Source organism: Streptomyces sp. NPDC016640 (assembly GCF_043076215.1).
Classification (GTDB): domain Bacteria; phylum Actinomycetota; class Actinomycetes; order Streptomycetales; family Streptomycetaceae; genus Streptomyces.
The window spans coordinates 161,325-187,183 of the sequence record NZ_JBIBRG010000008.1; the positions used below are offsets into that span (position 1 = coordinate 161,325).

Sequence of the window (25,859 nt, forward strand, 5' to 3'; positions counted from 1 at the left end):
GGTGGAGACGGGGTCCTACGTCTCAGGGAGATCCCGGAGGGGTCGACCGCTCTGCCCCGCTTTCTCCGAGTTCTCCTCCCGCGGCACCGGCTGTTCCACCAGGGCGAGCACCCGGTTCGCCATGAAGCGGGCCGTCCGTACGACGGCCCCGGTTCGGGTGACTTCGCTCACTTCGACCACTCCCCGGCGCACCGCCGTCTCCACCCGGCGCCCGGCCCTGCTCGCCACCACCTCATACGTTCGCGTGGTGTCCCCCGCGTCCACGACGATCTCCACACGGTCACCCTTCACGCGATCAATCCCCCTTCGGTGTCGGGTGGTTGGGATCATGCCCCGCGCGAACCCGGCCTGTTCACGCGCTCCCTGCCCACTCTTCGAGTGTCCCACCCGGCACTGACAATCGATCGGTTCGAGAGGGCGCGGCCTCTGCGCGCGGGCGGCCGGGGAAACGTAAGCTGTGGCACGTCACAGGACCGGGCAGCGGGGATGAACATGGCGATGATGCGCCTGAGGCGCGAGGACCCGCGCGTCGTCGGCTCTTTCAGGCTTCACCGACGGCTCGGCGCGGGCGGCATGGGTGTGGTGTACCTGGGCTCCGACAAGAAGGGGCAGCGGGTCGCGCTGAAGGTCATCCGGCCGGACCTCGCGGAGGACCAGGAGTTCCGCTCGCGGTTCGCGCGCGAGGTCTCGGCGGCCCGGCGCATCCGCGGGGGCTGTACGGCCCGGCTGGTGGCCGCCGACCTCGAGGCGGACCGGCCGTGGTTCGCCACCCAGTACGTGCCCGGGCCGTCACTGCACGACAAGGTCGCCGACGAGGGGCCGCTCTGCGCCGCCGAGGTCGCCGCCGTCGGCGCCGCCCTCTCCGAGGGGCTGGTCGCCGTCCACGAGGCCGGTGTGGTGCACCGGGACCTCAAACCGTCCAACATCCTGCTGTCCCCGAAGGGGCCGCGGATCATCGACTTCGGCATCGCCTGGGCGACGGGCGCCTCGACGCTCACCCACGTCGGCACGGCCGTCGGATCGCCCGGCTTCCTCGCCCCGGAGCAGGTGCGCGGCGCCGCCGTCACCCCGGCCACGGACGTGTTCTCGCTGGGCGCCACGCTCGCGTACGCGTCGATGGGCGACTCCCCCTTCGGACACGGCAGTTCCGAGGTGATGCTGTACCGCGTGGTGCACGAGGAGGCCCACCTGCACGGCGTCCCGGACGCCCTGGCCCCGCTCGTCCGCGCCTGCCTGGCCAAGGACCCGGAGGAGCGGCCCAGCACGCTCCAACTGTCGCTGCGGCTCAAGGAGATCGCGGCGCGCGAGGCCCAGGGCCTCGCCGACGTCCGGCCACCGGCGCCGCGCGGCGCCGAGACGGAGCGGCCCACCGGGCGCCTCGCCGACACCTACCCGGAGCGCGCGCGGCGCCGGCAGGGGGGCCAGGGGACTCCGCCGCCGCGCGGTCGCGGCCCCGCTCCCCAGGGCGGCGGGCCGTCCTCCGGGCGGAACGGCCGGGGCGTGCCCGCCTCCCGGGGCGGCTCCTCCCGCGACAGCTCCCCGCGCGGTGGTGCGCCGTCCCGGTCCGGACCACGGCCCACGCCGGCCTCCCGGAACTCCACCCGCTCCGGTACCGGTGCCCGTCGGCCCGGGTCCCGGCCGACCGGGACCGGTCTGCGGCCGGCCAATCCGCGGCTGCTCAGGCAGCGGTTGTTCGTGTTCGTCGTCGTGACGCTGGTGGTGGCCCTCGGCATCGCGCTGGTGCAGGGCTGCCAGGGACCCGCGTGAGGACGCGGCGGCGACGGCGGGCCCGGGCGGGTACGTCCCGGCGCCCGTCCGGGGCGGCCCAGGGCTCCGGCCGCTACTCCTGGGGGCGGCCGGTGGCCACCGCGTAGAACGCGACCGCCGCCGCGGCGCCCACGTTGAGGGAGTCGACGCCGTGGGACATCGGGATGCGGACCCACGCGTCGGCGGCGGCCAGGGCCCGGGCGGACAGACCTCCCCCTTCCGCGCCCAGCATCAGGGCCACCCGGTCCATGCGGTGGGGCGCCACCTCGTCGAGGGACCGCGCGGTGTCGTCGGGGGTGAGGGCGAGAAGCGTGAAACCCGCCTCGCGGACCGACTCCAGGCCCTGGGGCCAGGTGTCCGGACGGGCGTACGGCACGGAGAAGACCGCGCCCATGGAGACCTTGACGCTGCGGCGGTAGAGGGGGTCGGCGCAGTCCGGGGAGAGCAGGACGGCGTCCATGCCGAGGGCGGCGGCGGAACGGAAGATGGCGCCGATGTTGGTGTGGTCGTTCACCGATTCCATGACGACGACCCGGCGGGCGCCGCGGAGCAGGTCCCGGGCCGTGGGCAGCGGTTTGCGCTGCATGGAGGCGAGCGCGCCGCGGTGCACGTGGTAGCCGGTGACCTGCTCGGCGAGCGCGGGTTCCACGACGTAGACCGGGGCGGTCGCCCGGTCGATGACGTCCCGCATCACGTCGACCCACTTCGCCGACAGCAGCATCGAGCGCATCGCGTAGCCCGCTTCCCCGGCGCGTCTGATGACCTTCTCGCCCTCGGCGATGAACAGGCCCTCGGCGGGCTCGCGCCGGCGGCGGAGTTCGACGTCGGTCAGACCGGTGTAGTCGTGCAGACGCGGGTCGCGGGGGTCGTCGAGGGTGACGAGTTCGGCCATGTCACACCGCCCCGGGCCGGCCCACACCCACGACCTCGCCGATGACGATGACGGCCGGCGGCTTGACCTCCTGTTCCACGACCGCCGCGGCGACCGTGGCGAGGGTGGCGTCGACCCGGCGCTGGGCGGCCGTGGTGCCCTCCTGGACCAGGGCGACCGGGGTGTCCGGGGACTTGCCGTGCGCGACCAGGGTCTCGGCGATCCGGCCGATCTTGTCGACGCCCATGAGCACGACCAGGGTGCCGGTCAGCCCGGCCAGGGACGGCCAGTCGACCAGGGAACGCTCGTCGTCGGGAGCGACGTGGCCGCTGACCACGGTGAACTCGTGCGCCACACCCCGGTGGGTGACCGGGATGCCGGCCGCGCCCGGGACGGATATGGAGCTGGAGATCCCGGGGACGACGGTGCACGGGATGCCCGCCTCGGCGAGCGCCTGGAGTTCCTCCATGCCGCGCCCGAAGACGTAGGGGTCGCCGCCCTTGAGCCGGACCACGGACTTGCCCTGCCCGGCGTGCTCGATCAGCGCGTTGTTGATGGCCTCCTGGGCCATGAAACGGCCGTAGGGGATCTTCGCCGCGTCGATCACCTCGACGTGCGGCGGGAGTTCGGCGAGCAGGTCGCGCGGGCCGAGCCGGTCGGCGATGACCACGTCCGCCTCGGCGAGCAGCCGGCGGCCGCGCACCGTGATCAGGTCCGGGTCGCCGGGCCCGCCGCCGACCAGGGCGACCCCCGGGGTGCGGGTGCGGTGGTGCGGGGCGACGAGGGTGCCGTCGCGCAGCCCCTCGACCACGGCGTCGCGGACGGCGGCGGTGTGCCGGGGATCGCGGACCTTGGCGTCGGTGGTGAGGACGGCCACCGTGACGCCCTCGCTGTGTCCGGTCGCCGGGGTCCAGGCGGTCGCCCGGTCGGCGTCGTCGGAGCGCACGCACCAGACGCGGTGGCGCTCCGCCTCGGCGGAGGCCCGCGTGTTGGCCTCGGCGTCGCTGGTGGCGATCAGGGCGTACCAGGCGTCCGCGAGGTCGCCGTCGGCGTAGCCGCGCCGTTCCCAGGTGATCTCGCCCGCGTCGGCCATCGCCTCCACGGAGGGGGTCGCCTCGGGCGACACGAGGAGAACGTCCGCACCGGCCGCGAGCAGGGCCGGAAGCCGGCGCTGGGCGACCTGGCCGCCGCCGAGCACGACCACTCGACGGCCGGTGAGACGGAGGCCCACAGGGTAGGCGGGGTGTTCGGCCATGAGGGTGCGGCTCCTCGTACGGGCGACGGGCGAATGGGCGCTACGGCACTGGAGCGGCCCTGACGTGCGGATTCTAGAGGGGGTGCTCGGCGTACGGCGGGGCGGGCCGAACCGGGCGGCGGTGCGCCTGGGGTGCCCGCCCCGTGCGGGGGGGGTTACTTCTCGGTGACTCCCGCCGAGTCGAACGTCGCCACCTCGTGCATGGCGCGCGCCGTGCTCTGCACCAGCGGCAGGGCGAGCAGCGCGCCGGTGCCCTCGCCGAGCCGCAGGTCGAGGTCGACCAGGGGACGCAGGCCCAGCTTGTTGAGGGCCGCGACATGACCGGGCTCGGCGCTGCGGTGCCCGGCGATGCAGGCGGCCAGGACCTCGGGGGCGATGGCCCGGGCCACCAGGGCGGCGGCGCCGGCGCTCACGCCGTCCAGGATGACCGGCGTACGCAGCGACGCCCCGCCGAGCAGCAGGCCGACCATGGCCGCGTGCTCGAAGCCGCCGACGGCGGCCAGGACACCGATGGGGTCGGCCGGGTCCGGCTGGTGCGCTTCGAGGGCACGGCGCACGACCTCGGTCTTGCGGGCGAGGGTCTCGTCGTTGATGCCGGTGCCGCGGCCGGTGACCTCGGCCGGGTCGGCGCCGGTGTAGACGGAGATGAGGGCGGCGGACGCGGTGGTGTTCGCGATGCCCATCTCGCCGGTCAGCAGCGCCTTGTTGCCGGCCGCCACCAGGTCGCGGGCGGTCTCGATGCCCACCTCGATGGCCTTCTTGGCCTCTTCCCGGCTCATCGCGGGGCCGGTGGTCATGTCGGACGTACCGGCGCGGATCTTGCGCGGCAGCAGTCCGGGGGTGGCCGGGAGGTCGGAGGAGACGCCCACGTCGACGACGCAGATCTCGGCGCCCACCTGCGCGGCGAAGGCGTTGCAGACCGCTCCCCCGCCGAGGAAGTTGGCGACCATCTGGGCCGTGACCTCCTGCGGCCAGGGGGTGACGCCCTGGGCGTGCACCCCGTGGTCGCCGGCGAAGATCGCGAGGGCGGCGGGCTCCGGCACCGGCGGCGGGCACTTGCGGGACAGGCCGGACAGCTGGGCGGAGATGATCTCCAGCATGCCGAGCGCGCCGGCGGGCTTGGTCATGCGCTTCTGGCGCTCCCACGCCTCGCCGAGCGCCTTGGCGTCCAGCGGGCGGATCTGCGCGACGGTCTCGGCAAGCAGGTCGTGGGGGTCCTCTCCGGGCAGGGCGCGACGGCCGTAGGTCTCCTCGTGCACGACCCAGGACAGCGGGCGGCGCTTGGACCAGCCGGCCTGCATCAGCTCGGGCTCGTCCGGGAACTCGTCGACGTAGCCTACGCACAGGTAGGCGACGACCTCCAGATGCTCGGGCAGACCGAGGGCGCGGACCATCTCGCGCTCGTCGAAGAAGCTGACCCAGCCGACGCCGAGGCCCTCGGCGCGGGCGGCGAGCCAGAGGTTCTCCACCGCGAGCGCGGAGGAGTACGGCGCCATCTGCGGCTGGGTGTGCCGGCCGAGGGTGTGCCGGCCGCCGCGCGTGGGGTCGGCGGTGACGACGATGTTCACGGGGGTGTCGAGGATGGCCTCGATCTTCAGTTCCTTGAACTGCTTGGCCCGGCCCTTGGGCAGGGACCTGGCGTAGGCGTCCCGCTGGCGCATGGCCAGTTCGTGCATGCCGCGCCGGGTCTCGGCGGAGCGGATGACGACGAAGTCCCAGGGCTGCGAGTGGCCGACGGAGGGCGCGGTGTGCGCGGCCTCCAGGACACGGAGCAGCACCTCGTGCGGGATGGGGTCGCCGCGGAAGCCGTTGCGGATGTCCCGGCGCTCGCGCATGACCTTCAGCACGGCCTCGCGTTCGGCGTCGTCGTAGCCGGGGGCGGCGGGGCCGGCGGACCGTGCCGGTTCCGTCTCCGCTCGCGTCTCCGGCTCCGCGCCGGCTCCCCGGGTGTCCATGTCGTCCGCGTTCTGGGCGGGTTCGGCGTCCGGCTCGGCCGGCACGGTCACGCCCTGCGGTGGGGTGGGGGCGGGATGCGGGGTGGCGGGCGCGGTTCCGTCCACGTGGGCGGGCCGGTCGGAGGCGGGCCCGGGAGTGACGGCGCCGGGGTCCTGCTGGGGGACCCGGACCAGGTCCGCGTCCGCCGGGGCGGGAGCGGGGGGTGCCGTGTCGGCCGCGGCCGCGGCGGTGACGGCGGGCGGGGCGGACGCGCCCGTGCCGGGCACGGCCTCGGTGACGGCAGCGGGCACGGCGGCGGCCGTCCCGTCGGAGGCCTGGAGCGGTTCCGGGTCCACGGCGGTCGGGGGCTGGGCCGCGGGTGCCCCGGCCGGGGCCGGCGCGGGGAATTCGCCGCCCGTCGGACCGGAGGCGGGTGCGGTGGTTCCGGTCGGTTCCGGTACGGCCTGTGCCGGGTCCGCCTCGGCCGTCGCGCCGGGACCGGATTCCGCCGTCGGGACTGCGGCGACGGGCGCGGTGGTGTGCGGCTCGGCGACGGGAGCCCCGGTCGGCACGACCGGGTCGGCAGGGGTCCGGGACGCCGGGATCTCCTGGGACCGCGCCTGCGCGGCGGCTTCCGTACCCGGCGCCTGAGCGTCCTGGGCCGTCTCCGCGTGCTCCGGGGCAGTTGTCCGGGCGTCTGCCGCCCGGACGTCCGGGAAGGCCCCGGCGTCCTGGGCGTACCCGGGCTCGGCGGCTTCGGCGCCCGGCGCCCGGGGGGCCCGCGGCTCCTGCGGCCCCACGGCGGCGTCCACGCCCGGTACCGGGGCAGCGCCGAGGGCCTCGTCCGGCTGGACGTCCTCCGGCCCGGCGGACGGAGCGTTCTCCGGCCCGGCGGCTTCGGCACCCGGGGCCTGGGCGGCGGGTGACACCTCAGCCTCTTGGACGTGCTCGGACACCGCGCCCTCGCCTTCCGGTAGGTGAACGGCCGGGTACACCTCGGCTGCCTGGACGTGCTCCGACACCGTGTCCTCGGCACCCGCCGCCTCCGCGGCCGGGGGCACCTCGGCCGTCCGAGCATGCCCAGGCACCGCACCCGCGACACCCGGCACGTCCGCGGCCGGGGGCATCTCGGCCACCGGGACGTCCCCCGGCACTGCGGCCCCGGCTCCCGGCACGTGGACATCCGGGGACACCCCGGCCGCTCGGACGTCCTCCGGCACCACGTCCCCGGCACCCGGGAACCCGGCGGTCGGCGGCTCCCCCGCCTCCCGCGCCCGATGGTCCGCGGCGGGCCCGGCGTCCAGCACCTGTGACACCTCCGGCCCCTGGACCTGCTCGGGAACGGCAGTCTCCACGGCCGGCGCGGTTCCGGCTGCCCGGGCGGCCGGGGGCACTCCGTCGGGCCGGGCGTCGGGGACACCGGCACCCGGCGTCCCGGCGGGCTCGGCCCCCGGCACCTGGGCGTACTCCGGGGCGGCGGCCTCCGCGGGCGCCGCGGTCACCGGAGCGGCCGCCCCGGGCTCCGGGGCGTGGTCCGGCCCGGCGGCCCGGACGGTGGGCAGCTCGGGGCCCGCCGCCGGCTCGGGGACGCCCGCGGCGTCGTGTGCCGTGGCCTCGGTGCCGTCGGCGCCCGCGACGGGGCCGGCACCTCCGGCCGTGCCATCGGTGTCCTGCACGGCGACCGCCTCCGCCGCGACGCGGGTGACGACCGCCTGGGCGGCGTCCACCGGCTCCGGCGACGGAACAACCGTTTCCGCGGTCGTCGCCCCGGCACCGACCGCGGCCTGCGCGCCCCAGGGCGCCGCCGGCGGTGGCGCTACGGCCTCCCGCGCGCGCGGGACGTCGAGGTACTCGGGGCCGAGGGTCGGCGGTCCCGCCTGACGGGTCGGCAGGTCGGCGGGACCGCGGTCGGCGAGGGAGCGGACCGGACCGGCGGAGAGATCGGGAATGGGCGGACCGAGGTGCAGCGGGCGGCGCGGCGCGGCCGGTACCGGCTGCTGCGGCCCGGGGAGCCTGACGCCGCGCAGGTCGACCGAGCCGCTGTCACGGCCGGCCGTCTCGTGCGGTCCCGGTTCGTGCACGGTCTCGACGACCGGCTCGGGAGGGGGCGGGGCGATCTCGTTGCCCCAGGCGCCCTGGGCGCCCGGCAGCAACAGGTCTTCGTCCTCGGCCGGACTGGCCGGACTGTCGGAGAGGTAGGTGTACGTGCCCGGCGCGGGGACGCCCGGCTGCTCCACCATGCCTGCGTTCTCCGGCAATCCCTCGCCCGGGACCTGGCCGGTGTCGGTCATGCGTACCCCTCGCCCATCGGTTAGTGCTCCTACGACCAGCTCACCCGGAACGGCGCACCGACCGCCCCACGCTGAAGAACGAGCGTGCGTCCCCAGCGGCACGAACGGTCCGCCCGAAAAAGGCGACAAAGCCATTCACTGGCATTGTCGCGGCCGTACGGCCGTCGCGTCAGCCTGATCGGCGACGGTTCGCTGTGGACTGCGCCACGTTGCGCGTTCTCCGGTTCTGCCGTACCACACACGTCTCAAAACGGGCGCGCTTTCCGGGACATCGACCGACGAAGTGCCGGGTGCCCGAGTGCGGTACAACGATCGGCCAGCCTACCGCGCGCGGTCCGACAACCCGATCACGGGGACGGCCCGCGGATCAGTCGCCGCGTGCGGGCAGCACCCCGCTGAGCAGGAACGCGACGCTCCGTTCCTTCTCCGTCCAGGCCCGGGTGTCGAGTTCGACGGACTGGAGCAGGGCGCACTCGACCCGATAGCCGTGTTCCGTCAGGTTGCGGCCGATGAGCTCGGCCGCGTCGCGGGTCGCGGCGTCCGCGACGATGCGCTGCGGACGGCGGTCGGCGACCGCGGAGACCACGGCCGCTCCCCCGCCGCCGACCCGGACCACGTCCGGCTCGGGAAGGTTCTCCAGGACGTACGGGGCGGTGCCGTGGACGATCTGGAGCTGAACCCCGTGACGCCGGGCGGCGGAGTCGGCGCGGGCACAGGCGCGCGGGTCGCGGTCGACGGCGATGACGGCGGCGCCGGCGCGGGCGGCCTCGGTGGCGAAGGCTCCGCTGCCGCAGCCGATGTCCCAGACGAGGTCGCCGAGCCGCGGTCCGAGCCGGGCGAGTTGGGAGACGCGCAGCGGTTCCCGTTCGCCCTCGCCGAGTTCGCCGCCGTACTCCTTCGCGGGCAGCGTCCAGCCGCGCGTGCCGCAGGCGGGGTCGCGGCCGGCGATCCAGCCGCCGGACTCGCCGGCGGCGGCCGGGCCGCCGATGACGATGACGACGTTGGGGTCGCGCCAGGTGTGGTCCGCGGCCCTGTCGGAGGTGACGACGGTGACCCGTTCGCGCTCGGTGCCGAGTTCCTCGCAGATGACGAAGGTGCGGTGGATGCCTTCCATGAGCAGGCCCAGTTCGGCGGGGCCGGCGCCGGGTGAGGTGAGGACCGCCACCTTGGTGTGGGCCCGGCAGACGTTGACCGCGCGGCGCAGGGTGCGCGGATGCGCGACCACCACGTGGGCGTCGTCCCAGGGCATTCCGGCGCGCGCGAAGGCGGCGGCGACCGAGGAGACGGCGGGGACGACCTCGACCTCCAGGCCGAACTCCGGTGCGCGCAGCGTCCGTACGACGCCGAAGAAGCCGGGGTCGCCGTCGGCGAGGACGACCGCCGTGCCGCGGTGGGCGGCGATGCGGCGGGCGGCGAGGGCGACGGAGCCCAGCCTGACGCGCTCGGCGCCGGAGGGCACCTCGGGCAGTGCCAGGTGGTGGGAGGCGCCGGCCACCAGCGTGGCGGCGCCCAGCGCGGCGCGTGCCGCGGCGGTCGGCGGCGAACCGTCCCAGCCGATCACCGTGACCCGGTCGGCCATCGTCGTCAGTCTCCTGGGGTGTTCGCAGGTCGTCGGCTTCTCCCGCCCCGGGGCGGGTCCGCTGAGGTTACCCGGTGCGGCCGTGGACCGTCGCGGCGGCACCGGCGGGAGGAGGTCCGGGGATCAGTTCCAGTCCGGATAGGTGGTGAACCCGCCGGTGTCGGCCAGGTGTCCGTCCGCACCCTCGATGTCCTCGGGGAGCAGGCTCCACACGATGAAGTCGGTGCGCACCTCGCTCCAGCCGCCGTCCTCGGTGCGGACGTGGGCTATGCAGGCGTTGCGGAGCACGCCCTCGCTGATGCAGCCGATCTTCTGGGCGACCTGCTGGGAGGCGGTGTTGTCGGCGGCGGTGCGCAGTTCGACGCGTTGGAGTCTGCGGTCGCGGAAGAGCCACTGGGCGGTGGCGAGCGCGGCCTCGGAGGCGTAGCCCTCACCGCGTGCCCAGGGGGCGATGATGTACGACAGTTCGGTGGACCGCACGTGCCAGTTGGTCTTCGAGAGCTGGATGACGCCGACCAGGCGCTGGGTGAGGAACTCGGTGACGGCGAGGTCGAGTCCGCGGCCGGCCTCGCGTTCGGCCGGGGCGCGCTCGGTGATCCAGGTGCGGGCGGCCTGCTCGGTGAACGGCTGGGGGACGGGGGTCCAGGCGGCGACCTGGTCGTCGTTCATCATCGCGGCGAGGGCCGGAACGTCGTCCGTGTCGAAGGGGCGCAGCACCAACCGCTCCGTGCTGATGGAGATGTTGGGGAAGGTGCTCGTCATGCGCCGCTCCGTTACCTGAGAGACCGTCGGGTGCCGCTGAACTGCCCAGCATGCAGCATCGGAGCACCGGCCCGCATCACGGGGTCCACTCCTTGCAGCGGAGCGGACCCCGTCGGTGGCGGGCGCGGATCAGAAGGAGGCGAGGACGGAACCGGCGTACTTGTCCTCGATGAACTTCTTCACCTCGGGGGAGGTGAGGAGCTCGGCGAGCTTCTTCACGCGCGGGTCGTCCTCGTTGCCCTCCTTGACCGCGAGGAGGTTGCTGTTCGGGTTGCCCTCGGCGGACTCCAGGACGAGGGCGTCCTCCGCGGGCTCGAGGTCGGACTCGATGGCGTAGTTGCCGTTGACCACCGCGGCGTCGACGTCGTCCAGGACGCGCGGCGTCTGGGCCGCCTCCAGCTCCTTGAACGTGAGCTTCTTCGGGTTCTCGGTGATGTCCGCGGGGGTCGCCGCGGCGCCGACGCCCTCCTTGAGGGTGAGGAGGCCGCCCTCGGCGAGCAGCTGCAGGGCGCGGCCCTCGTTGACGGTGTCGTTGGGGATGGCGATCGTCGCGCCGCTCCTCAGCTCCGCGGTCTTGCCGGCCTTGCGCGAGTACAGGCCGAGCGGCTCCAGGTGCACGTCGACGACGGACACGACGTGGGTGCCGTTCTTCTTGTTGAAGTCGTCGAGGTAGGGCTGGGTCTGGAAGTAGTTGGCGCCGACCGAGCCGTCCTCCGTGGCCGTGTTCGGGGTGACGTAGTCGGTGAACTCCTTGACCTCGAGGTCGAGGCCGGCCTCCTCGGCGAGGTTGTCCCTGACGAAGGTCAGGATCTCGGCGTGCGGCACGGGGCTCGCGGCGACGACCAGCGGGCCGGAGGTGTCGGAGGCCGCGTCCTTCTCCGAGCCGCACGCGGTGAGCCCGAGGGTGAGGGCTCCGGCGGCGAGGACGGCGGTGGTGATCTTGGCGGTGTTACGCACGAAAAGTGCCTTTCCTTGGTGGTGCGGCCCCTTGCGTCAAGGGGTGCCGGCGCGAAGCGCCGTCGGCAGGGGGTGGTGGCCGGGCGCCGGGTGGGCGGGACGGGGGTGCGGGGAGCGTCAGGCGGCCTTGCCGACGTCGGCCGCGGCGGGCTCCTTGGCCTTCGGCAGGCGGAGCCTGGGCGAGGGGCCGGAGCGGCCGCCGCGGCGGTGCAGGGCACGGGCCGCGTGGTCGCCGGCGAACTGGATGAGGGAGATGGCCACGGCGAGGACCGCGACGGTGATCCACATGAGGCCGGTCTCGAAGCGCTGGTAGCCGTAGCGGACGGCGAGGTCGCCGAGTCCGCCGCCGCCGACGGTGCCCGCCATGGCCGAGTAGCCGACGAGCGCGATGACCGTGGTGGTGGTGCTGGCGATCAGCGAGGGCAGCGCCTCGGGGACGAGGACCTTGCGGACGATGGTCCAGGTGCTGCCGCCCATCGCCTGCACGGCCTCGACGAGCCCGTGGTCGACCTCGCGCACGGCCGTCTCGACGAGACGGGCGAAGAAGGGGATGCCGCCGATGGCGAGCGGCACGATCGCCGCCTCGCTGCCGATGGTGGTGCCGGTGACCCAGCGGGTGAAGTTCATCAGGGCGACCATGAGGATGATGAACGGCAGCGAGCGGCCGACGTTCACGATCTGCCCGATGACCTTGTTCACCGCGGTGTTCTGCAGCAGTCCCCCCTTGTCGGTGAGGACGAGCAGAATGCCGAGCGGAAGGCCGCCGACGACGGCGATCAGGGTGGACCAGCCCACCATGACCAGCGTCTCGGTACACGCCTGTGCGAGCAGCGGCTGCATCTCGGACCAGGTCACTTGGCCCCCTCCTTCACCAGCGCGGGCTGTTCCCGGTTCACGACGTCGATCTGCAGGCCCTGTTCGCGCAGGAAGCCGATCGGCACGACGTTCTCCTCGTAGCGGCCGGGCAGTTCGATGCGCATCCGGCCGATCTGCAGGCCGCCGACGGTGTCGATGGCGGCGCCGAGGATCGATATGTCGATGTTGTAGGTACGCGACAGCTGGGAGATGACCGGCCGGGTCGCGCTCTCGCCCTGGAAGGTGACGTCGAGGACGGTGCGGTCGTCGCCGGAGGCCTCGCCGCCGACCGGGAACAGGGCGGAGGCCAGTTCGGAGCCGGGGGTGGCGAGCAGTTCCGTGACCGTGCCGGACTCGACGACGCGGCCCTTGTCCATGAGAGCGGCCGAGTCGCAGATCGACTTCACGACGTCCATCTCGTGGGTGATGAGCAGGACGGTGAGGCCGAGCTGCCGGTTCAGGTCGCGCAGGAGCGTGAGGATCGAGCGGGTGGTCTCGGGGTCGAGGGCGCTGGTGGCCTCGTCGGAGAGCAGCACCTTGGGGTCGCCGGCCAGCGCGCGGGCGATGCCGACGCGCTGCTTCTGGCCGCCGGAGAGCTGGGCGGGGTACGCCTTGGCCTTGTCGGCGAGGCCGACCAGGTCGAGCAGCTCCAGCGCCTTGCTGGAACGTTTCTTCCCTTGCACGCCGAGGATTTCCAGCGGGAGTTCGACGTTGTCCTGCACCGTGCGGGAGGACAGCAGGTTGAAGTGCTGGAAGACCATGCCGATCCGGCTGCGCGCCTGCCGCAGCTCCCGGCCGGCGCGCGGTCCGCGCCCGGCGAGGGCGGTGAGGTCCCGCCCGTCCACGGTCACGGTGCCCGAGGTGGGGCGTTCCAGCAGGTTGACGCAGCGGATGAGGGAGGACTTGCCGGCGCCGGACTGGCCGATGACGCCGTAGACCTCGCCTTCGCGGACATGCAGGTCGACGCCGTCCAGGGCGGTGACCTCGCGGCCGCGGGAGCGGTAGACCTTGGTCAGGCCCGAGGTGGTGATCACGTGGGTTTCCGTCACTGTCGAGTGTGCGGCGCGTCGTGGGCGCCGGCACGAGGCGTTCAGGGTCGAAAGCAGCCTGGGCGGCACGGATCCCGGGCGCGGCGGAGGAGGCCGTGGGGAGACGTGCGCGCGGGGCGTGGCTCGGTCTCGCATGCGGCGCATGCGAACGGACCTGAGCGGGCTCTCGCTTCGGGGCGCGAGGCTCGGCTGGTGCAGGGGCCCTCTAGAAGGCGCGCATTCGGCGCTGACACAGACAACGAGCACCGGGCGTCAGGGTCGCCCCGGTCGCAGGAGTGCGGTCGCTCGTGATGGTCATGCGGTCAGTAAAGCAGATGTTTCGATCTCACCGGCCACGACTGTCCGGATAGTGGACAGCCATGGACACCGGTGCGCGCACGTCACGCGCGCACGGAGATGTCCACCGCACCGTCCGTGACCAGTGCGGACAGGGCCGAGAGGTCCTCGACGACGAGATCGGCGGTCAGCTCGTGGGCCTGGTGGGTTGTGGCCAAGGCCACGGTGGTCATGCCGGCGGCGCGGCCGGCCCGGAGTCCGGCCGGGGCGTCCTCGAAGACGACGCAGTGGGCGGGGTCGACGCCGAGCCTGCGGGCGGCCAGGAGGTAGGGCTCGGGGTCGGGTTTGCCCCGGGTGATGTCGTCGGCGGCGACGAGGGTCTTGGGCAGGATGCCGACGGCGGCGAGGCGCGCCTCGGCCAGTCGCCGGGTGGCGGAGGTGACCACGGCCCAGCGCTCGGCGGGGAGCGCCGCGAGGAAGTCCTCGGTCCCGGGCAGCAGGTGGACCCCGCCGTTGGGCACGTCCTCCACCTCCAGGTCCTCGATCCGCGCGACGGCCCCCGCCACGACGTGGGCGGGCAGCAGGTCGGCGGCTATCTCGGCGGCCGGCCGGCCGTGCAGCTCGACCCGCCCGAACTCCTCGGCGGTGATGCCGTACTCCCCGGCCCACCGCGTCCAGCACCGCTGCACGGACAGCAGGGAGGAGACGAGGGTTCCGTCGTTGTCGAACAGCAGGGCCCGGGCGTGGATCGTCATGGCGCCGACCCTACGGTGCCGCCGGGCCTCGCCGGGGACGCGGGCCCGGACGCTGCCGGGGGCGGGCGCGGCGGGGGTGTTCCGGCGTAATAAGGTCGCTGCCATGCTTGATGTCCTGACGGTGGTGACCGGTGTCGCCGCGCTGCTGCTCGGCGCCTGGTGCGGGTGGGCCGCCTACCGTGACCAGCCGACGAAGGACTGGCACTTCATCGGGATGGCCGTGGTCACGCTGCTGGCGCTGGTCCAGCTGATCGTCGGGATCGTGCGGCTGGCCCGGGGCCAGGACCCGGAGCAGGGCACGACGATCTTCGTGGCGTATCTGCTCGGCGCGTTCGCGTGCGTCCCGGCGGCCGGCTTCCTGTCGCTGGGCGAGCGCACCCGCTGGGGTTCGGTGACGGTCGCCGCGAGCGGTGTCGTGCTGGCCGTGCTGGAGGTGCGGCTGTATGACATCTGGGGAGGCTGAGATGGCCGCGGCGCGGGAGAAGCCGGACCGGGCACGGCTGATCGGCGGGCCCGGACTGCTGCTGGTGTGGCTGTACGGCGTGATGGTCGTCGGCGCCGTGTCGCGCTCCGTGTACCAGATCGCCACCGAGTTCGACCGGGCGCCGCTCGCCTACACGCTGTCGGCGCTGGCCGGAGTGGTCTACGGCTTCATCACCTACGCCCTGGTCCGTGGCGGGGAGACGGCCCGCAGGGCGGCGCTGGTGTGCTGCGCCGCCGAGCTCGTGGGCGTCATGACCGTCGGCACCTGGACGTTGCTGGAGCCGTCCGCCTTCCCGGACGCGACCGTGTGGTCGGACTACGGGAGGGGGTACCTCTTCATTCCCGTGCTGCTGCCCCTCACCGCCGTCCACTGGCTGCGCAGGGCGCGGCCGGGGCGGCCCGGGGCCTGATCAGGCGGTCGTCGCGTAGGTCTCCGCCTGCTTCTCCAGGACGATCATCGGTACGCCGTCCGCGCCCTGGGACGTACCCACCCGCTGGTAGCCGACCTTGTTGTAGAGCCGCAGGTTGCTCTCGCTGCGGTGCCCGGCGTGCAGACGGAACGTCCTGGCCCCGTGCTCGCCGGCGAGGGCGGACTCCGCCGCCGCGAGAAGACGCGCGCCGATGCCGTGTCCCCGCAGGCGGGGGTGTACGCAGAGCTTGCCGATCGCGGCGGCGCCGTCCTCGGCGACCCTGCCGTGCACCGAGCCGACGACCTCGTCGCCGAGGCGGGCGACGAAGACGCAGTCGGCGGCGACCTCCTCGCGGACCGAGTCGAGGGTCTGGACGAGCGGGTCGATGCGGTAGTTGCCGTAGAGCGCCGCCTCGCTCTGGAAGCACAGGTACTGCAACCTGAAGATCTGCTCCGCGTCCTGCCCGGCCGCCGCAGAGATGGTCACGCTCATGCCCATGTGCGCATGCCTCCCGCTCACCTGATCGCCTGTCGTCCCCACACCTATCCCCGTCCTCAGCGTGCCGCAACCTCCGATGCGAGCAGACGACGCAGACATCCCAGGCATCTGGAACGTTCCGGTCCGAGACTGCCCTGTGAGATATCCAACTCCCCCGCGATCTCCCGGTATGTCGGGTCGTGCGGGGACAGCAGCGCCTCCAGGAGCCGGGGGCAGCGGCCGGGCAGTCGCCGTACGGCGTCCACCAGGGCGCGGCGGCGGGCGGCGGCGAGCGCGAGGCGTTCGGGGTCGTGGTCACCGTGCCCGGCGGGTTCGCCGGTCAGGGGCGTCTCCCGCCGGGCGGCGCGGCGGGTGCGGCGGACCTCCGTGCGGACGGCCGCGCGGAGCCAGCCCGGCGGGTCGGGCGGCGGGCCGCCGGCGTCGAGGCGCTCCAGGAGGCGGAGCCAGACGGCCTGTTCCAGGTCGTCCGGTTCGGTTCCGCAGGCGAACGCCTCGGCGGCGGCCTCCGCGGTGAGCAGCGGGCGCAGGGAGGTGACCAGATCGTGCGTCATACGGGCAACGACGAGGCCGCTCCGGGCGGGGTTGCCCGGAGCGGCCGCGACTCACCCCATCCGGGGCGGGGCGCCTCAGCCGTTGACGAAGTCCTCGCGGGCCAGCAGGCCGGTGTCGGGCTGGTCGGTGAAGACACCGTCGATGCCGGTGGCGAAGTACGCGCGGTAGGCGCCGAACACGTCGCCGTAGGCGTCGCGGTCGGTGCCCTCGCGGAAGTCGGCGGGCAGGAACGGGTTCTCGTTGCGCAGGGTGTAGGGGTGCAGGATCAGGCCCGCCCGGTGGGCGTCGCGCACCAGGCCGGTCGGCTCGGTGAGCCTGCCGCTCGCGTCGCGCGGGATGACCAGGTCGAGGGTGGGGCCGATGCCCTGGGCGTAGGAGGCGATCTCCTTCAGTCCCTCGGGGGTGATGAGGTCGGCGACGGTGCGCGGGTCGCCCGACTCGACGAAGTCCCAGGGACGCTCACCGGCGTGGGACAGGAGCACCACGAGCGGGTTGTCCACGAGCCTGCTGAAGCGCCGGATGCTGGTCGGCTCGAAGGACTGCAGGACGACCGGGGCGTTGCGGCCGTCCTTGCCGTACTTGCGCAGCAGCTTCGCGACCCGCTCCTCCAGGCCCAGGCCCAGCTTCCGGAAGTAGGTGGGGTGCTTGGTCTCGGGGTAGATCCAGACCTGCTTGCCGCGCTTGCGGGTCTGCTCGTCCTGCCAGCGCAGCACCTCCTCGAAGGTGGGGATCTCCCAGCGGCCGTCGTAGAGGGTGTTGTGCGGGCGGTTGGCGGGGATGCGTTCGACCGCGCGCAGTCGCTTCAGCTCGGCGAGGGTGAAGTCCTCGGTGAACCAGCCGGTGGTGGCGATGCCGTCGAGCGTCTTGGTGGTCCTGCGGCTCACGAACTCGGGGTGGTCCGCGACGTCGGTGGTGCCGCCGATCTCCGGCTCGTGCCGGCAGACGAGGTGGCCGTCCCTGGTGGGCACGAGGTCGCCGGCCTCGACGATGTCCGCGCCCATGTCGAGGGCGAGTTGGTAGGCGGCGAGGGTGTGCTCGGGGCGGTAGCCGCTGGCCCCGCGGTGGCCGACGATCGTCGGCACGGGCAGGCCCTTCAGTCCCCGGCCGCCGCCGTGCCGGGCGTCGGCGGCTCTCGCCGTGCCGCTCAGGCCCAGGGCCGTTCCCGAGGCGCCGAGCACCGCCGCGCCGAGGAGCGCACGCCGTGCGGTTCCGCCCGCCTGTTCGTTAGACTCCCGCGTTCCCATGAGTGCCCCTTAGCCGTCGCCGCGTTCACTGCGGGCCGATCGTAGGTGGGCGCGGATGACGGACGGGAGACCCCGGGCCGAACACACGGGTGATGTTGCGTGTCGTACGCCCCTCATACGGATGACGTACCCCCGTCACACGTCTGCCGTATTGTGGCGGGGATGTGACGGCTCGTCCGATTGGGGCGGGCGGACGGGGGCACCCGTGCGGTGTGCGGGTCCGGGCGAGTTCGGTCACAGGGTGGCGGCCCCGTTCCCCGCGGCCGACGGGCGGGCCACCGCAGGTGCACCCGGGTCAAGAGTGCGTAAGACCTCGGTGAACTCCCACGAGTCCGATGTGCGCAACCCCTCGTGCCGCGAGTAATGTCCTCACCTGCACGGACTCATACGACATTCACAGACGTCCGCTTCCGACCGGAGGGCCAGTTGTCCCGCTTCGCGCTCATCAAGGCAGTGCTCGGACCGATCATGCGCCTGATGTTCCGCCCACAGGTGGAGGGCGCGGAGAACATCCCGGGCGACGGCCCGGTCATCCTGGCCGGCAACCACCTGACGTTCATCGACTCGATCGTCCTGCCGGTCGTCTGCGACCGTCAGGTCTTCTTCATCGGCAAGGACGAGTACGTCACCGGCAAGGGACTCAAGGGCCGGCTGATGGCCTGGTTCTTCACCGGTGTCGGCATGATCCCGGTGGACCGCGACGGCGGCCGGGGCGGCGTGGCGGCGCTGATGACGGGCCGCCGGGTGCTGGAGGGGGGCAACGTCTTCGGCATCTACCCGGAGGGCACGCGCTCCCCCGACGGGCGCCTCTACCGGGGTCGTACCGGGATCGCCCGGCTCACCCTGATGACCGGTGCGCCCGTGGTGCCGTTCGCCATGATCGGCACGGACAAGCTCCAGCCGGGCGGCGCGGGCCTGCCCCGTCCGGGCAAGGTCACGGTCCGCTTCGGCGAGGCGATGGAGTTCTCCCGCTACGAGGGCATGGACCGCGACCGCTACGTGCTGCGCGCGGTCACCGACTCGGTGATGACCGAGGTGATGCGGCTGTCCGGGCAGGAGTACGTCGACATGTACGCCAGCAAGGCGAAGGCGGCGTAGCCGCCGGCACCGGTCCGAGCCGGGGGTGAGGGACGGCCGGGGTGGTGCCGCCGGTGCGGGTGGGAGGTGGCCGGTCGCGCGGTTCCCTCGCCCCCGCAGGCCGGCCGCCCGGTTGCCGGCCCCGGCTTCCCGCGCTCCTTATCGCCCGGCCGCCCGGCTGCCGCCCCGGTTCCCGCAGTCCTGGGGCCGGCTGTCCAGCCGTTGGCCACGCAGCATGAACCATGCCGCCGCCGACGCCGCCAGCAGGACCGCCGCTCCGGTGCCTGCCGCGAGGGCGAGGCCGTCGACGAAGGACTGGCGGGCCGCGTCCAGCATGGGTCCGGCCGTGTGCGCGGGCAGTGCGGACGCCGCTTCCACCGCGCCGCCCAGCGACTCGTGGGCCTCCGCCGGGGTGCCCGCGGGTCCGGTGAAGTCGCGGTAGACGCCGGTCACGATGGAGCCGAGGACGGCGATGCCGAGGGCCGCGCCGAGTTCGTAGGCCGTCTCGGAGACGGCGGAGGCGGCGCCCGCCTGTTCCCTGGGCACGCTGGAGAGGATCACATCGGCGGTCACGGTGAAGGAGAGACCGGCACCGGCGCCGACCACCAGCAGCGCCGCCCCGAGCAGGGGGTAGCCGGTGGACCGGTCGATCACCGTGAGCGCGGCGAGCGCGAGACCGACGGCGGCGAGTCCGCCGGCGACGACCGAGCGCACCGAGAAGCGCCGGGCGGCCCGGCCCGCCAGCAGTCCGGCGGCCACCGCGCCGATCGCGGCGGGCAGTTCGGCCAGTCCCGCCTCGAGCGGGCGCCTGCCCTGGACGAGTTGCAGGTACTGGGAGAGGAAGAACACCAGCCCGGACAGTCCCAGGATGGACAGCAGGTCGGCCAGTACGGCCCCGCTGAAGCCGCGGTGCGCGAACAGCCTCATGTCCAGCAGCGGGGCGGTGAGGGTGAGCTGGCGGCGTACGAACCCGTAGAGGGCGCCCGCGCCCAGTACTCCGGCGGCCAGGCCGGTCGCCTCCGGGCCGTGCGCCGCGGTCTCCTTCACCGCGTAGACGACGCCGACCATGCCGAGCAGCGACAGGACCACACCGACCAGGTCCCAGGGGCCGGGGCGGGGGTTGCGGGACTCCGGGAGCAGCTTGACGCCGACGGCCACCAGGACGGCCATGACCGGCAGGTTGATCAGGAAGACCGAGCCCCACCAGAAGTGTTCGAGGAGGAATCCGCCGGCTACGGGTCCGACCGCCGCGCCGGCGGATGCCGTCGCGCCCCAGATGCCGACGGCCAGGCTGCGTTCGCGCGGGTCGTGGAAGAGGTTGCGGATCAGGGCGAGGGTGGCCGGCATCAGGGTGGCGCCGGCGACGCCGAGCAGCGCCCGCGCGAGGATCATCAGCTCGGGTGTGCCGGCGTAGGCGTTGAGCACGGATATCGCGCCGAACGCGGTGGCGCCGCAGAGCAGGATCCGCTTGCGGCCGACACGGTCGCCGAGGCTGCCCATGGAGACGAGCAGACCGGCGATCACGAACGAGTAGACGTCCCCGATCCACAGCAGCTGGCTGCCGGTGGGTGCGAGGTCCTCGCTGATGTACGGGGTGGCCAGGCCGAGGACGGTCGCGTCGACGGCCACCAGCAGCACGGCGAGCACGAGGACGCCGAGCGCGAGCCACCGGCCGGGCCGCCGGACCGCCTCGGCCGGGGGCCCGGGCCGCAGGACGCCGGTCATGCCTCCTCCCTCCGCGCCGGGCCGTCCGGGTGCCGGACGCCGCCGAGCAGCAGCTCGGTGACCATGTGGGTGAAGTCCCTGGGGGCGACGCGGCCCTCGGCCACCGCCCAGGCCGCGGAGGCGAGCAGTCCGTAGAGTGCCTCGGTGAGCCAGGCCGGGGTCAGGTCGACGCGGAACTCGCCGCTCGCCCGGCCGCGCCGGAACAGGCCGGCGACACGCTCGTCGATCCTGGTCCAGCCCTCGTTCTGGGCCCCGCCCTCGAACAGCTGGTTCTCGCTGTAGAGGAAGGCCAGCAGCGGGGCGTGCGGTTCGATCCCGGCGACCAGGCGGCGTACGGCGTCACCGGCGGGCCCCTCGTCGGGCCGGGCCGCCTCGAGGGCGGCCTCGCACTCCGCGATGCCGAGCTCCTCCAGGGCCCGGACCAGCGCGTCCCGCCCGGCGAAGTGCCGGTGCAGCGTGGCGCGGCTGATTCCGGCGGCCTTGGCGACCTCGTCCATGGTCGCGGTGGATCTGCGGGTCAACAGGGCCGCGGCGCTGCGCAGCACATGGTCACGATCGACAGCCATGAGACAACGATACCCCGTATGAGACATTGATGTCTCATACGGATCGTACGCGTCTCATGATGTGCGGAGAGGCGGTGCGGAGAACCGGCGCTCAGTGCCAGGGCAGCTCTCCGCGCCGCTCCCAGTAGGTGTGCGGCTCCTCGACCAGTGCGGCGAGGCGGGAGAGCTGGTCGTCGGTGAGGTCGACGGCGGGGGCGTGCAGGTTGGAGGCGAGCTGGGCGGTGGTCGCCGCTCCGGAGAGCACGACACCGGCCCACGGCCGACGCAGGACGACGGCGAGGGCGACGGCGTCACACCCCAGGCCGCTCTCCTCGGCGACCTCCCGCAGCGCCCGGGGGGCGTTCGGGCCGGCCAGGCGGCCGTTGGCCATGCCCTCCTTGACGATCACCGTGAGCCCGGCGTCATGGGCCTCGGCGAGCGCGGGCCCGGCGGAGGTCTCCAGCGCGTTGAAGGTGGACTGGACGGTACGGAAGAGGGGCTCGCCGCCGACCGTGACGGCGAGGGCGGTGCGGATGGCGTCCGCCTGGGCCGGGCCGCTGGTGGAGAAGCCGACGGTGAGTCCCCGGCTCGCCGCCTCCGCGAGCCGGGCGTGCAGCTCCTTGTCGGTGAGGGCGGGGCTCTCCGGGGTCACCGAGTGGATCTGGTACAGGTCCAGCCGGTCCCCGAGCAGCGCCCCGGACTCGGCGCGCTGACGCTCGTACGCCGCGAGGGAGTGGTCCTTGACCTCGTGCCGCTCGGCGTCGGTGGACCAGTCGGCGGTGTAGGTGTAGCCCCACTTGCTGCCGATGACGACGTCGTCGGCGTCGGGCCGGCTCTCCAGCCAGCCGGCGAGGAACTCCTCGGACCGGCCGTAGGAACGGGCGGCGTCGAAGTAGCGCACGCCCTGGGCGTAGGCGGCGTCGAGGAGTTCGTGGGTGCGGGTGCGCAGCGTCTCGACGCCGCGGTCGTCTCCGAGGTCCCGGTCCCGGCCGAGGTTGATGTAGCCGGGGCGGCCGACGGCGGCGAGACCCAGACCGATGTGGCAGGTGGGGGTCGTCGCTGTCGCCAGTCGGGCGAAGGGCATCGCGGGCTCCGTTCGGTCGGCTCCGGTGCGGTTCGCGACCAACGTAACCCGCGATGACCTTCGGCTTCCGCCTCAGGGCGCTGTTCGTGCGGTGCTGCGGCGGGTGCGGGCGGTGCGCGGCCCGCCCCGCGGGCCCCACGCCCCCGAGGGGGTGTTCCCTCGGCGGCGTCTCATCGGTTCCGCCGCTTCGCGTCGGCCCACGCGTGCTGGGCCGCCACGTCCGTCCTCACCTCGGCGAGCTGCGCGGCGACCGCGCTCGGTGCCGTGCCGCCGCGGCCGTCGCGGGAGGCGAGGGCGCCGGGGACGTCGAGGACCGTGCGCACCTCGGGGGTGAGGTGGACGGAGATCTTCGCGAACTGTTCGTCGGTCAGCTCGTCCAGCTCCTTGCCCTCGGCCTCGGCGGCCTTGACGCACTCGCCGGCCACCTCGTGCGCGACGCGGAACGGAACGCCCTGCCTGACCAGCCACTCGGCGATGTCGGTGGCGAGCGAGAACCCGGCCGGGGCCAGCTCCTCCATGCGCTCGCGGTGCACGGTGAGGGTGGCCATCATCCCGGTGAAGGCGGGCAGCAGGATCTCCAGCTGGTCGATGGAGTCGAAGACCGGCTCCTTGTCCTCCTGCAGGTCCCGGTTGTACGCCAGCGGCAGCGCCTTGAGCGTCGCCATCAGGCCGGTGAGGTTGCCGATCAGGCGGCCGGACTTGCCGCGCGCCAGCTCGGCGATGTCCGGGTTCTTCTTCTGCGGCATGATCGACGAGCCGGTGGAGAAGGCGTCGTGCAGGGTGACGAAGGAGAACTCCTTCGTGTTCCAGATGATGACCTCCTCGGCGATCCGGGAGAGGTTCACGCCGATCATCGCCGTGATGAAGGCGAACTCGGCGACGAAGTCCCGGGAGGCGGTGCCGTCGATGGAGTTGGCGGCACTGCCGTGCTCGAAGCCGAGGTCCTTGGCCACCGCCTCCGGGTCCAGGCCGAGGGAGGAGCCCGCGAGGGCGCCCGAGCCGTACGGCGACACGGCGGTGCGCTCGTCCCACTGGCGCAGCCGCTCGGCGTCCCGGGACAGCGCCTGCACGTGGGCGAGCACGTGGTGGGCGAAGAGCACCGGCTGGGCGTGCTGGAGGTGGGTGCGGCCGGGCATGGCCACGTCCGGGTGGGCCTCGGCGAGACCCACCAGCGCGTCCTGCAGACCGGCGATCAGGCCGCCGATGATGCGGGCGTGGTCCCGCAGGTACATCCGGAAGAGGGTCGCCACCTGGTCGTTGCGCGACCGTCCGGCCCGCAGCTTGCCGCCGAGGTCGGGGCCGAGCCGCTCCAGCAGGCCGCGCTCCAGGGCGGTGTGCACGTCCTCGTCGGCGACGGTGCCGGTGAACGAGCCGTCGGCGACGTCCGCCTCCAGCCGGTCCAGACCCTCGATCATGCGGGTGAGCTCGTCCGCGGTGAGCAGCCCGGCCGCGTGCAGGACGCGCGCGTGGGCGCGGGACCCGGCGATGTCGTAGGGGGCGAGCCGCCAGTCGAAGTGGACGGACGCGGACAGCTTCGCCAGGGCCTCCGCGGGACCGTCGGCGAAGCGGCCGCCCCAGAGCCGTACGTCACCGCTGTTGCTGCTCACTTGCGTTGCTCCTCAAGGCTGTCGATGTGCCACCGCCTCCCCACGGATCGGTGAGGAGGCGGCTGTCAGGCTAGTGCGTGTGAGGGACCGTCGGGCGGTTACGCGAGGTCCCGCTTGGCCGCGATCTTCGACGACAGGCTGTAGATGTCGATGAAGCCCTTGGCGGCGGCCTGGTCGAAGGTGTCGCCGGTGTCGTAGGTGGCCAGGTTGAAGTCGTACAGCGACGACTCGGAGCGCCGGCCGGTGACGACCGCGCGGCCGCCGTGCAGGGTCATCCGGATGTCGCCGGTGACGTGCCGGCTGGCCTCGTCGACGAAGCCGTCCAGGGCGCGCTTGAGGGGGGAGAACCACAGGCCGTCGTAGACCAGCTCGCTCCAGCGCTGCTCGACCCCCCGCTTGTAGCGGGCGAGCTCGCGCTCGACGGTGACGTTCTCCAGCTCCTGGTGGGCGGTGATCAGGGCGAGGGCGCCGGGGGCCTCGTAGACCTCGCGGGACTTGATGCCGACGAGGCGGTCCTCGACCATGTCGATCCGGCCGATGCCCTGGGCGCCGGCGCGCTCGTTGAGCTGCTGGATGGCCTGGAGCACGGTGACCGGCTTGCCGTCGACGGCGACGGGGACGCCCTCCTCGAAGGAGATGATCACCTCGTCGGGCTCGCGGGCGGCGGCCGGGTTCTGGGTGTACTCGTAGATGTCCTCGATCGGGGCGTTCCAGATGTCCTCGAGGAAGCCGGTCTCGATGGCGCGGCCGAAGACGTTCTGGTCGATGGAGTACGGGGACTTCTTGGTGGTCGCGATCGGCAGGCCCTTGGCCTCGCAGAAGGCGATGGCCTTGTCGCGGGTCATGGCGTAGTCACGGACCGGGGCGATGCACTTCAGGTCGGGGGCCAGGGCGACGATGCCGGCCTCGAAGCGGACCTGGTCGTTGCCCTTGCCGGTGCAGCCGTGGGCGACGGTGGTGGCGCCGTGCTTCTGCGCGGCGGCGACGAGGTGCTTGACGATCGCCGGCCGGGACAGCGCGGAGACCAGCGGGTAGCGGTCCATGTAGAGGGCGTTGGCCTTGATCGCCGGGAGGCAGTACTCCTCGGCGAACTCGTCCTTGGCGTCCGCGACCTCGGCCTCGACGGCACCGCAGGCGAGCGCGCGCTTGCGGATGACGTCCAGGTCCTCGCCGCCCTGGCCGACGTCGACCGCAACGGCGATGACCTCGGCGCCCGTCTCCTCGGCGATCCAGCCGATGGCGACGGAGGTGTCCAGACCGCCTGAGTAGGCGAGTACGACGCGCTCGGTCACGGGTTTCTCCTCACAGTGCATTCGCTGACATGCATGAGTATGCAGTAGTCCGCATGATTCGTCAATTCGTCGCCGGTACCCCGACCGGGCCGGACGCCGAGAACCGCTTTCGCGCACGTGCCGCAACCACCTCGCCACCGGCAGCCGCGTCGCCACCGCCGCCGGCCGCACCACCGAACGGCCCTCCGGCGCGGACTCCCCTGCCGTCACCCCCTCACCGAGCGAGGTGACGGGCGCCGTGGCCACCCCGTGTGCGCGCCGGCCGGGGCGGCCGCAGCCCTCCTCCCGCACTCCGGTAATTCCTTAGACGAACAAAGGAATTGCCTCCATAATCGTTGGACATGGGAAAGACCTATGAGCGCATAGACGGCCGCCTCCGCGCCTTCATCGAGGAACAGCCGGTCTTCTTCACCGCCACCGCACCCCTGTCCGCCGACGGCACGGTCAATCTCTCGCCCAAAGGACTCAAGGGATCCTTCGCGGTCCTCGACGAGCTCACCGTGGCCTACCTCGACTTCGCCGGCTCCAACGCCGAGACCGTCGCCCATCTGCGGGAGAACGGACGCATCACCCTGATGTGGTGCGCCTTCCAGGGCCCGCCGAACATCGTGCGCGTCCACGGCCGCGGTGAACCCGTCTTCCGGGACGACCCGCGTTTCCCCGGGCTGCTCGGCCGCTTCCCCGACATCGACCCGGCCGTCCACGGCCTGCGCGCGATCGTCGTCGTGACGGCCGAACAGATCCGGGACACCTGTGGCTACGCGGTGCCCTTCATGGCGTACGAGAGCGAACGCGACCTGCACGGCAAGCGGTTCGCCCGGGAGGACGACGCCTCCCTGAACGCGTACTTCGCCAAGAAGGAGCACATCGCGACGAGCCTGGACGGGCTGCCCGGACTGCCGTTGCCGCTGCCCCCGTCCCCCGTCTGAGCCCGCGCCCCGGTGGCCGGGCGCCCTCCGGCGACGCGGAGCGGGCGGGGGCCGGCTGAAC

23 protein-coding genes are annotated in these 25,859 nt (G+C 73.3%); 5 read left to right on the plus strand and 18 right to left on the minus strand.

Annotated elements, in window-relative coordinates; all coding sequences use genetic code 11:
* Window positions 1-15: 15 nt before the first annotated feature.
* Complete coding sequence (locus ACF07S_RS18555; protein ID WP_391964480.1) at window positions 16-291, minus strand: hypothetical protein; 276 nt, start codon at window positions 289-291, stop codon at window positions 16-18.
* 195 nt (window positions 292-486) lie between these two features.
* On the opposite strand from ACF07S_RS18555, the gene ACF07S_RS18560 reads away from it, so the two are divergent.
* On the plus strand, window positions 487-1,767 hold the full coding sequence (locus tag ACF07S_RS18560) for a serine/threonine-protein kinase (RefSeq protein ID WP_391964481.1): 1,281 nt from the start codon (window positions 487-489) through the stop codon (window positions 1,765-1,767).
* A 73-nt stretch (window positions 1,768-1,840) separates the two neighbouring features.
* Here the strand turns inward: ACF07S_RS18560 and ACF07S_RS18565 are convergent, their stop codons facing one another.
* The 9 genes from ACF07S_RS18565 to ACF07S_RS18605 form a co-directional block, all read right to left on the minus strand.
* Entirely contained in the window at window positions 1,841-2,659 is an 819-nt protein-coding gene (locus ACF07S_RS18565; protein WP_391964482.1) for a TrmH family RNA methyltransferase, read from the minus strand.
* 1 nt (window position 2,660) lies between these two features.
* Complete coding sequence (gene cobA / locus ACF07S_RS18570; RefSeq protein ID WP_391964483.1) at window positions 2,661-3,893, minus strand: uroporphyrinogen-III C-methyltransferase; 1,233 nt, start codon at window positions 3,891-3,893, stop codon at window positions 2,661-2,663.
* A gap of 155 nt (window positions 3,894-4,048) precedes the next feature.
* On the minus strand, window positions 4,049-8,119 hold the full coding sequence (gene cobT, locus ACF07S_RS18575) for a nicotinate-nucleotide--dimethylbenzimidazole phosphoribosyltransferase (protein ID WP_391974599.1): 4,071 nt from the start codon (window positions 8,117-8,119) through the stop codon (window positions 4,049-4,051).
* A 367-nt stretch (window positions 8,120-8,486) separates the two neighbouring features.
* Window positions 8,487-9,698: a precorrin-6y C5,15-methyltransferase (decarboxylating) subunit CbiE gene (cbiE, locus tag ACF07S_RS18580; protein WP_391974600.1), complete on the minus strand. Its 1,212-nt coding sequence runs from the start codon at window positions 9,696-9,698 to the stop codon at window positions 8,487-8,489.
* A 123-nt stretch (window positions 9,699-9,821) separates the two neighbouring features.
* On the minus strand, window positions 9,822-10,460 hold the full coding sequence (locus tag ACF07S_RS18585) for a GNAT family N-acetyltransferase (protein WP_391964486.1): 639 nt from the start codon (window positions 10,458-10,460) through the stop codon (window positions 9,822-9,824).
* Window positions 10,461-10,589: 129 nt separating this feature from the next.
* Window positions 10,590-11,417, minus strand: coding sequence for a MetQ/NlpA family ABC transporter substrate-binding protein (locus ACF07S_RS18590; RefSeq protein ID WP_391964487.1), 828 nt, complete (start codon window positions 11,415-11,417; stop codon window positions 10,590-10,592).
* 117 nt (window positions 11,418-11,534) lie between these two features.
* Complete coding sequence (locus tag ACF07S_RS18595) at window positions 11,535-12,272, minus strand: methionine ABC transporter permease (RefSeq protein ID WP_391964488.1); 738 nt, start codon at window positions 12,270-12,272, stop codon at window positions 11,535-11,537.
* Complete coding sequence (locus ACF07S_RS18600; RefSeq protein WP_391964489.1) at window positions 12,269-13,306, minus strand: methionine ABC transporter ATP-binding protein; 1,038 nt, start codon at window positions 13,304-13,306, stop codon at window positions 12,269-12,271. The genes ACF07S_RS18595 and ACF07S_RS18600 overlap by 4 nt, the downstream gene beginning before the upstream one ends.
* Before the next feature lie 395 nt (window positions 13,307-13,701).
* A complete protein-coding gene (locus tag ACF07S_RS18605; protein ID WP_391974601.1) occupies window positions 13,702-14,352 on the minus strand; it encodes an HAD family hydrolase in 651 nt (216 codons plus the stop codon).
* A 103-nt stretch (window positions 14,353-14,455) separates the two neighbouring features.
* On the opposite strand from ACF07S_RS18605, the gene ACF07S_RS18610 reads away from it, so the two are divergent.
* Window positions 14,456-14,815, plus strand: a complete 360-nt coding sequence (locus tag ACF07S_RS18610; protein WP_391964491.1) for a hypothetical protein — start codon at window positions 14,456-14,458, stop codon at window positions 14,813-14,815.
* A gap of 1 nt (window position 14,816) precedes the next feature.
* Window positions 14,817-15,245, plus strand: a complete 429-nt coding sequence (locus tag ACF07S_RS18615; protein ID WP_391964685.1) for a hypothetical protein — start codon at window positions 14,817-14,819, stop codon at window positions 15,243-15,245.
* On the opposite strand, the gene ACF07S_RS18620 is transcribed toward ACF07S_RS18615, so the two are convergent.
* The 3 genes from ACF07S_RS18620 to ACF07S_RS18630 form a co-directional block, all read right to left on the minus strand.
* A complete protein-coding gene (locus ACF07S_RS18620; RefSeq protein WP_391964492.1) occupies window positions 15,246-15,743 on the minus strand; it encodes a GNAT family N-acetyltransferase in 498 nt (165 codons plus the stop codon).
* 56 nt (window positions 15,744-15,799) lie between these two features.
* Window positions 15,800-16,294: a sigma-70 family RNA polymerase sigma factor gene (locus ACF07S_RS18625; protein WP_391964493.1), complete on the minus strand. Its 495-nt coding sequence runs from the start codon at window positions 16,292-16,294 to the stop codon at window positions 15,800-15,802.
* Window positions 16,295-16,369: 75 nt separating this feature from the next.
* Window positions 16,370-17,539, minus strand: coding sequence for a glycerophosphodiester phosphodiesterase (locus ACF07S_RS18630; protein ID WP_391974602.1), 1,170 nt, complete (start codon window positions 17,537-17,539; stop codon window positions 16,370-16,372).
* Between the two features lie 426 nt (window positions 17,540-17,965).
* Here ACF07S_RS18630 and ACF07S_RS18635 point away from each other — a divergent pair, with 426 nt between their 5' ends.
* Window positions 17,966-18,637: a lysophospholipid acyltransferase family protein gene (locus tag ACF07S_RS18635; protein ID WP_391964495.1), complete on the plus strand. Its 672-nt coding sequence runs from the start codon at window positions 17,966-17,968 to the stop codon at window positions 18,635-18,637.
* A 138-nt stretch (window positions 18,638-18,775) separates the two neighbouring features.
* Here ACF07S_RS18635 and ACF07S_RS18640 read toward each other — a convergent pair whose 3' ends face one another.
* The 5 genes from ACF07S_RS18640 to ACF07S_RS18660 all read right to left on the minus strand — a co-directional run bounded on the left by ACF07S_RS18640 (window position 18,776) and on the right by ACF07S_RS18660 (window position 24,869).
* Window positions 18,776-20,341 (minus strand): MFS transporter, encoded by a 1,566-nt coding sequence (locus ACF07S_RS18640; RefSeq protein WP_391974603.1) that lies wholly within the window; start codon window positions 20,339-20,341, stop codon window positions 18,776-18,778.
* Window positions 20,338-20,907: a TetR/AcrR family transcriptional regulator gene (locus tag ACF07S_RS18645; protein ID WP_391964497.1), complete on the minus strand. Its 570-nt coding sequence runs from the start codon at window positions 20,905-20,907 to the stop codon at window positions 20,338-20,340. The genes ACF07S_RS18640 and ACF07S_RS18645 overlap by 4 nt, the downstream gene beginning before the upstream one ends.
* A 91-nt stretch (window positions 20,908-20,998) precedes the next feature.
* On the minus strand, window positions 20,999-21,970 hold the full coding sequence (locus ACF07S_RS18650; RefSeq protein ID WP_391964498.1) for an aldo/keto reductase: 972 nt from the start codon (window positions 21,968-21,970) through the stop codon (window positions 20,999-21,001).
* Between the two features lie 170 nt (window positions 21,971-22,140).
* On the minus strand, window positions 22,141-23,577 hold the full coding sequence (argH, locus tag ACF07S_RS18655; RefSeq protein ID WP_391964499.1) for an argininosuccinate lyase: 1,437 nt from the start codon (window positions 23,575-23,577) through the stop codon (window positions 22,141-22,143).
* Between the two features lie 98 nt (window positions 23,578-23,675).
* The gene (locus ACF07S_RS18660; RefSeq protein ID WP_391964500.1) at window positions 23,676-24,869 is read right to left on the minus strand and encodes an argininosuccinate synthase; all 1,194 of its coding nucleotides are present in this window, start codon (window positions 24,867-24,869) and stop codon (window positions 23,676-23,678) included.
* A 341-nt stretch (window positions 24,870-25,210) separates the two neighbouring features.
* Here ACF07S_RS18660 and ACF07S_RS18665 point away from each other — a divergent pair, with 341 nt between their 5' ends.
* Entirely contained in the window at window positions 25,211-25,798 is a 588-nt protein-coding gene (locus tag ACF07S_RS18665) for a pyridoxamine 5'-phosphate oxidase family protein (RefSeq protein WP_391964501.1), read from the plus strand.
* Window positions 25,799-25,859: the final 61 nt, after the last annotated feature.

Coding starts and splice junctions, on each gene's coding strand:
- ACF07S_RS18560 (WP_391964481.1), top strand. CDS start 487: ATGAACATGGCGATGATGCGCCTGAGGCGCGAGGACCCGCGCGTCGTC.
- ACF07S_RS18565 (WP_391964482.1), bottom strand. CDS start 2,659: ATGGCCGAACTCGTCACCCTCGACGACCCCCGCGACCCGCGTCTGCAC.
- cobA (WP_391964483.1), bottom strand. CDS start 3,893: ATGGCCGAACACCCCGCCTACCCTGTGGGCCTCCGTCTCACCGGCCGT.
- cobT (WP_391974599.1), bottom strand. CDS start 8,119: ATGACCGACACCGGCCAGGTCCCGGGCGAGGGATTGCCGGAGAACGCA.
- cbiE (WP_391974600.1), bottom strand. CDS start 9,698: ATGGCCGACCGGGTCACGGTGATCGGCTGGGACGGTTCGCCGCCGACC.
- ACF07S_RS18585 (WP_391964486.1), bottom strand. CDS start 10,460: ATGACGAGCACCTTCCCCAACATCTCCATCAGCACGGAGCGGTTGGTG.
- ACF07S_RS18605 (WP_391974601.1), bottom strand. CDS start 14,352: ATGACGATCCACGCCCGGGCCCTGCTGTTCGACAACGACGGAACCCTC.
- ACF07S_RS18610 (WP_391964491.1), top strand. CDS start 14,456: ATGCTTGATGTCCTGACGGTGGTGACCGGTGTCGCCGCGCTGCTGCTC.
- ACF07S_RS18615 (WP_391964685.1), top strand. CDS start 14,817: ATGGCCGCGGCGCGGGAGAAGCCGGACCGGGCACGGCTGATCGGCGGG.
- ACF07S_RS18620 (WP_391964492.1), bottom strand. CDS start 15,743: ATGGGCATGAGCGTGACCATCTCTGCGGCGGCCGGGCAGGACGCGGAG.
- ACF07S_RS18625 (WP_391964493.1), bottom strand. CDS start 16,294: ATGACGCACGATCTGGTCACCTCCCTGCGCCCGCTGCTCACCGCGGAG.
- ACF07S_RS18630 (WP_391974602.1), bottom strand. CDS start 17,539: ATGGGAACGCGGGAGTCTAACGAACAGGCGGGCGGAACCGCACGGCGT.
- ACF07S_RS18640 (WP_391974603.1), bottom strand. CDS start 20,341: ATGACCGGCGTCCTGCGGCCCGGGCCCCCGGCCGAGGCGGTCCGGCGG.
- ACF07S_RS18645 (WP_391964497.1), bottom strand. CDS start 20,907: ATGGCTGTCGATCGTGACCATGTGCTGCGCAGCGCCGCGGCCCTGTTG.
- ACF07S_RS18650 (WP_391964498.1), bottom strand. CDS start 21,970: ATGCCCTTCGCCCGACTGGCGACAGCGACGACCCCCACCTGCCACATC.
- ACF07S_RS18665 (WP_391964501.1), top strand. CDS start 25,211: ATGGGAAAGACCTATGAGCGCATAGACGGCCGCCTCCGCGCCTTCATC.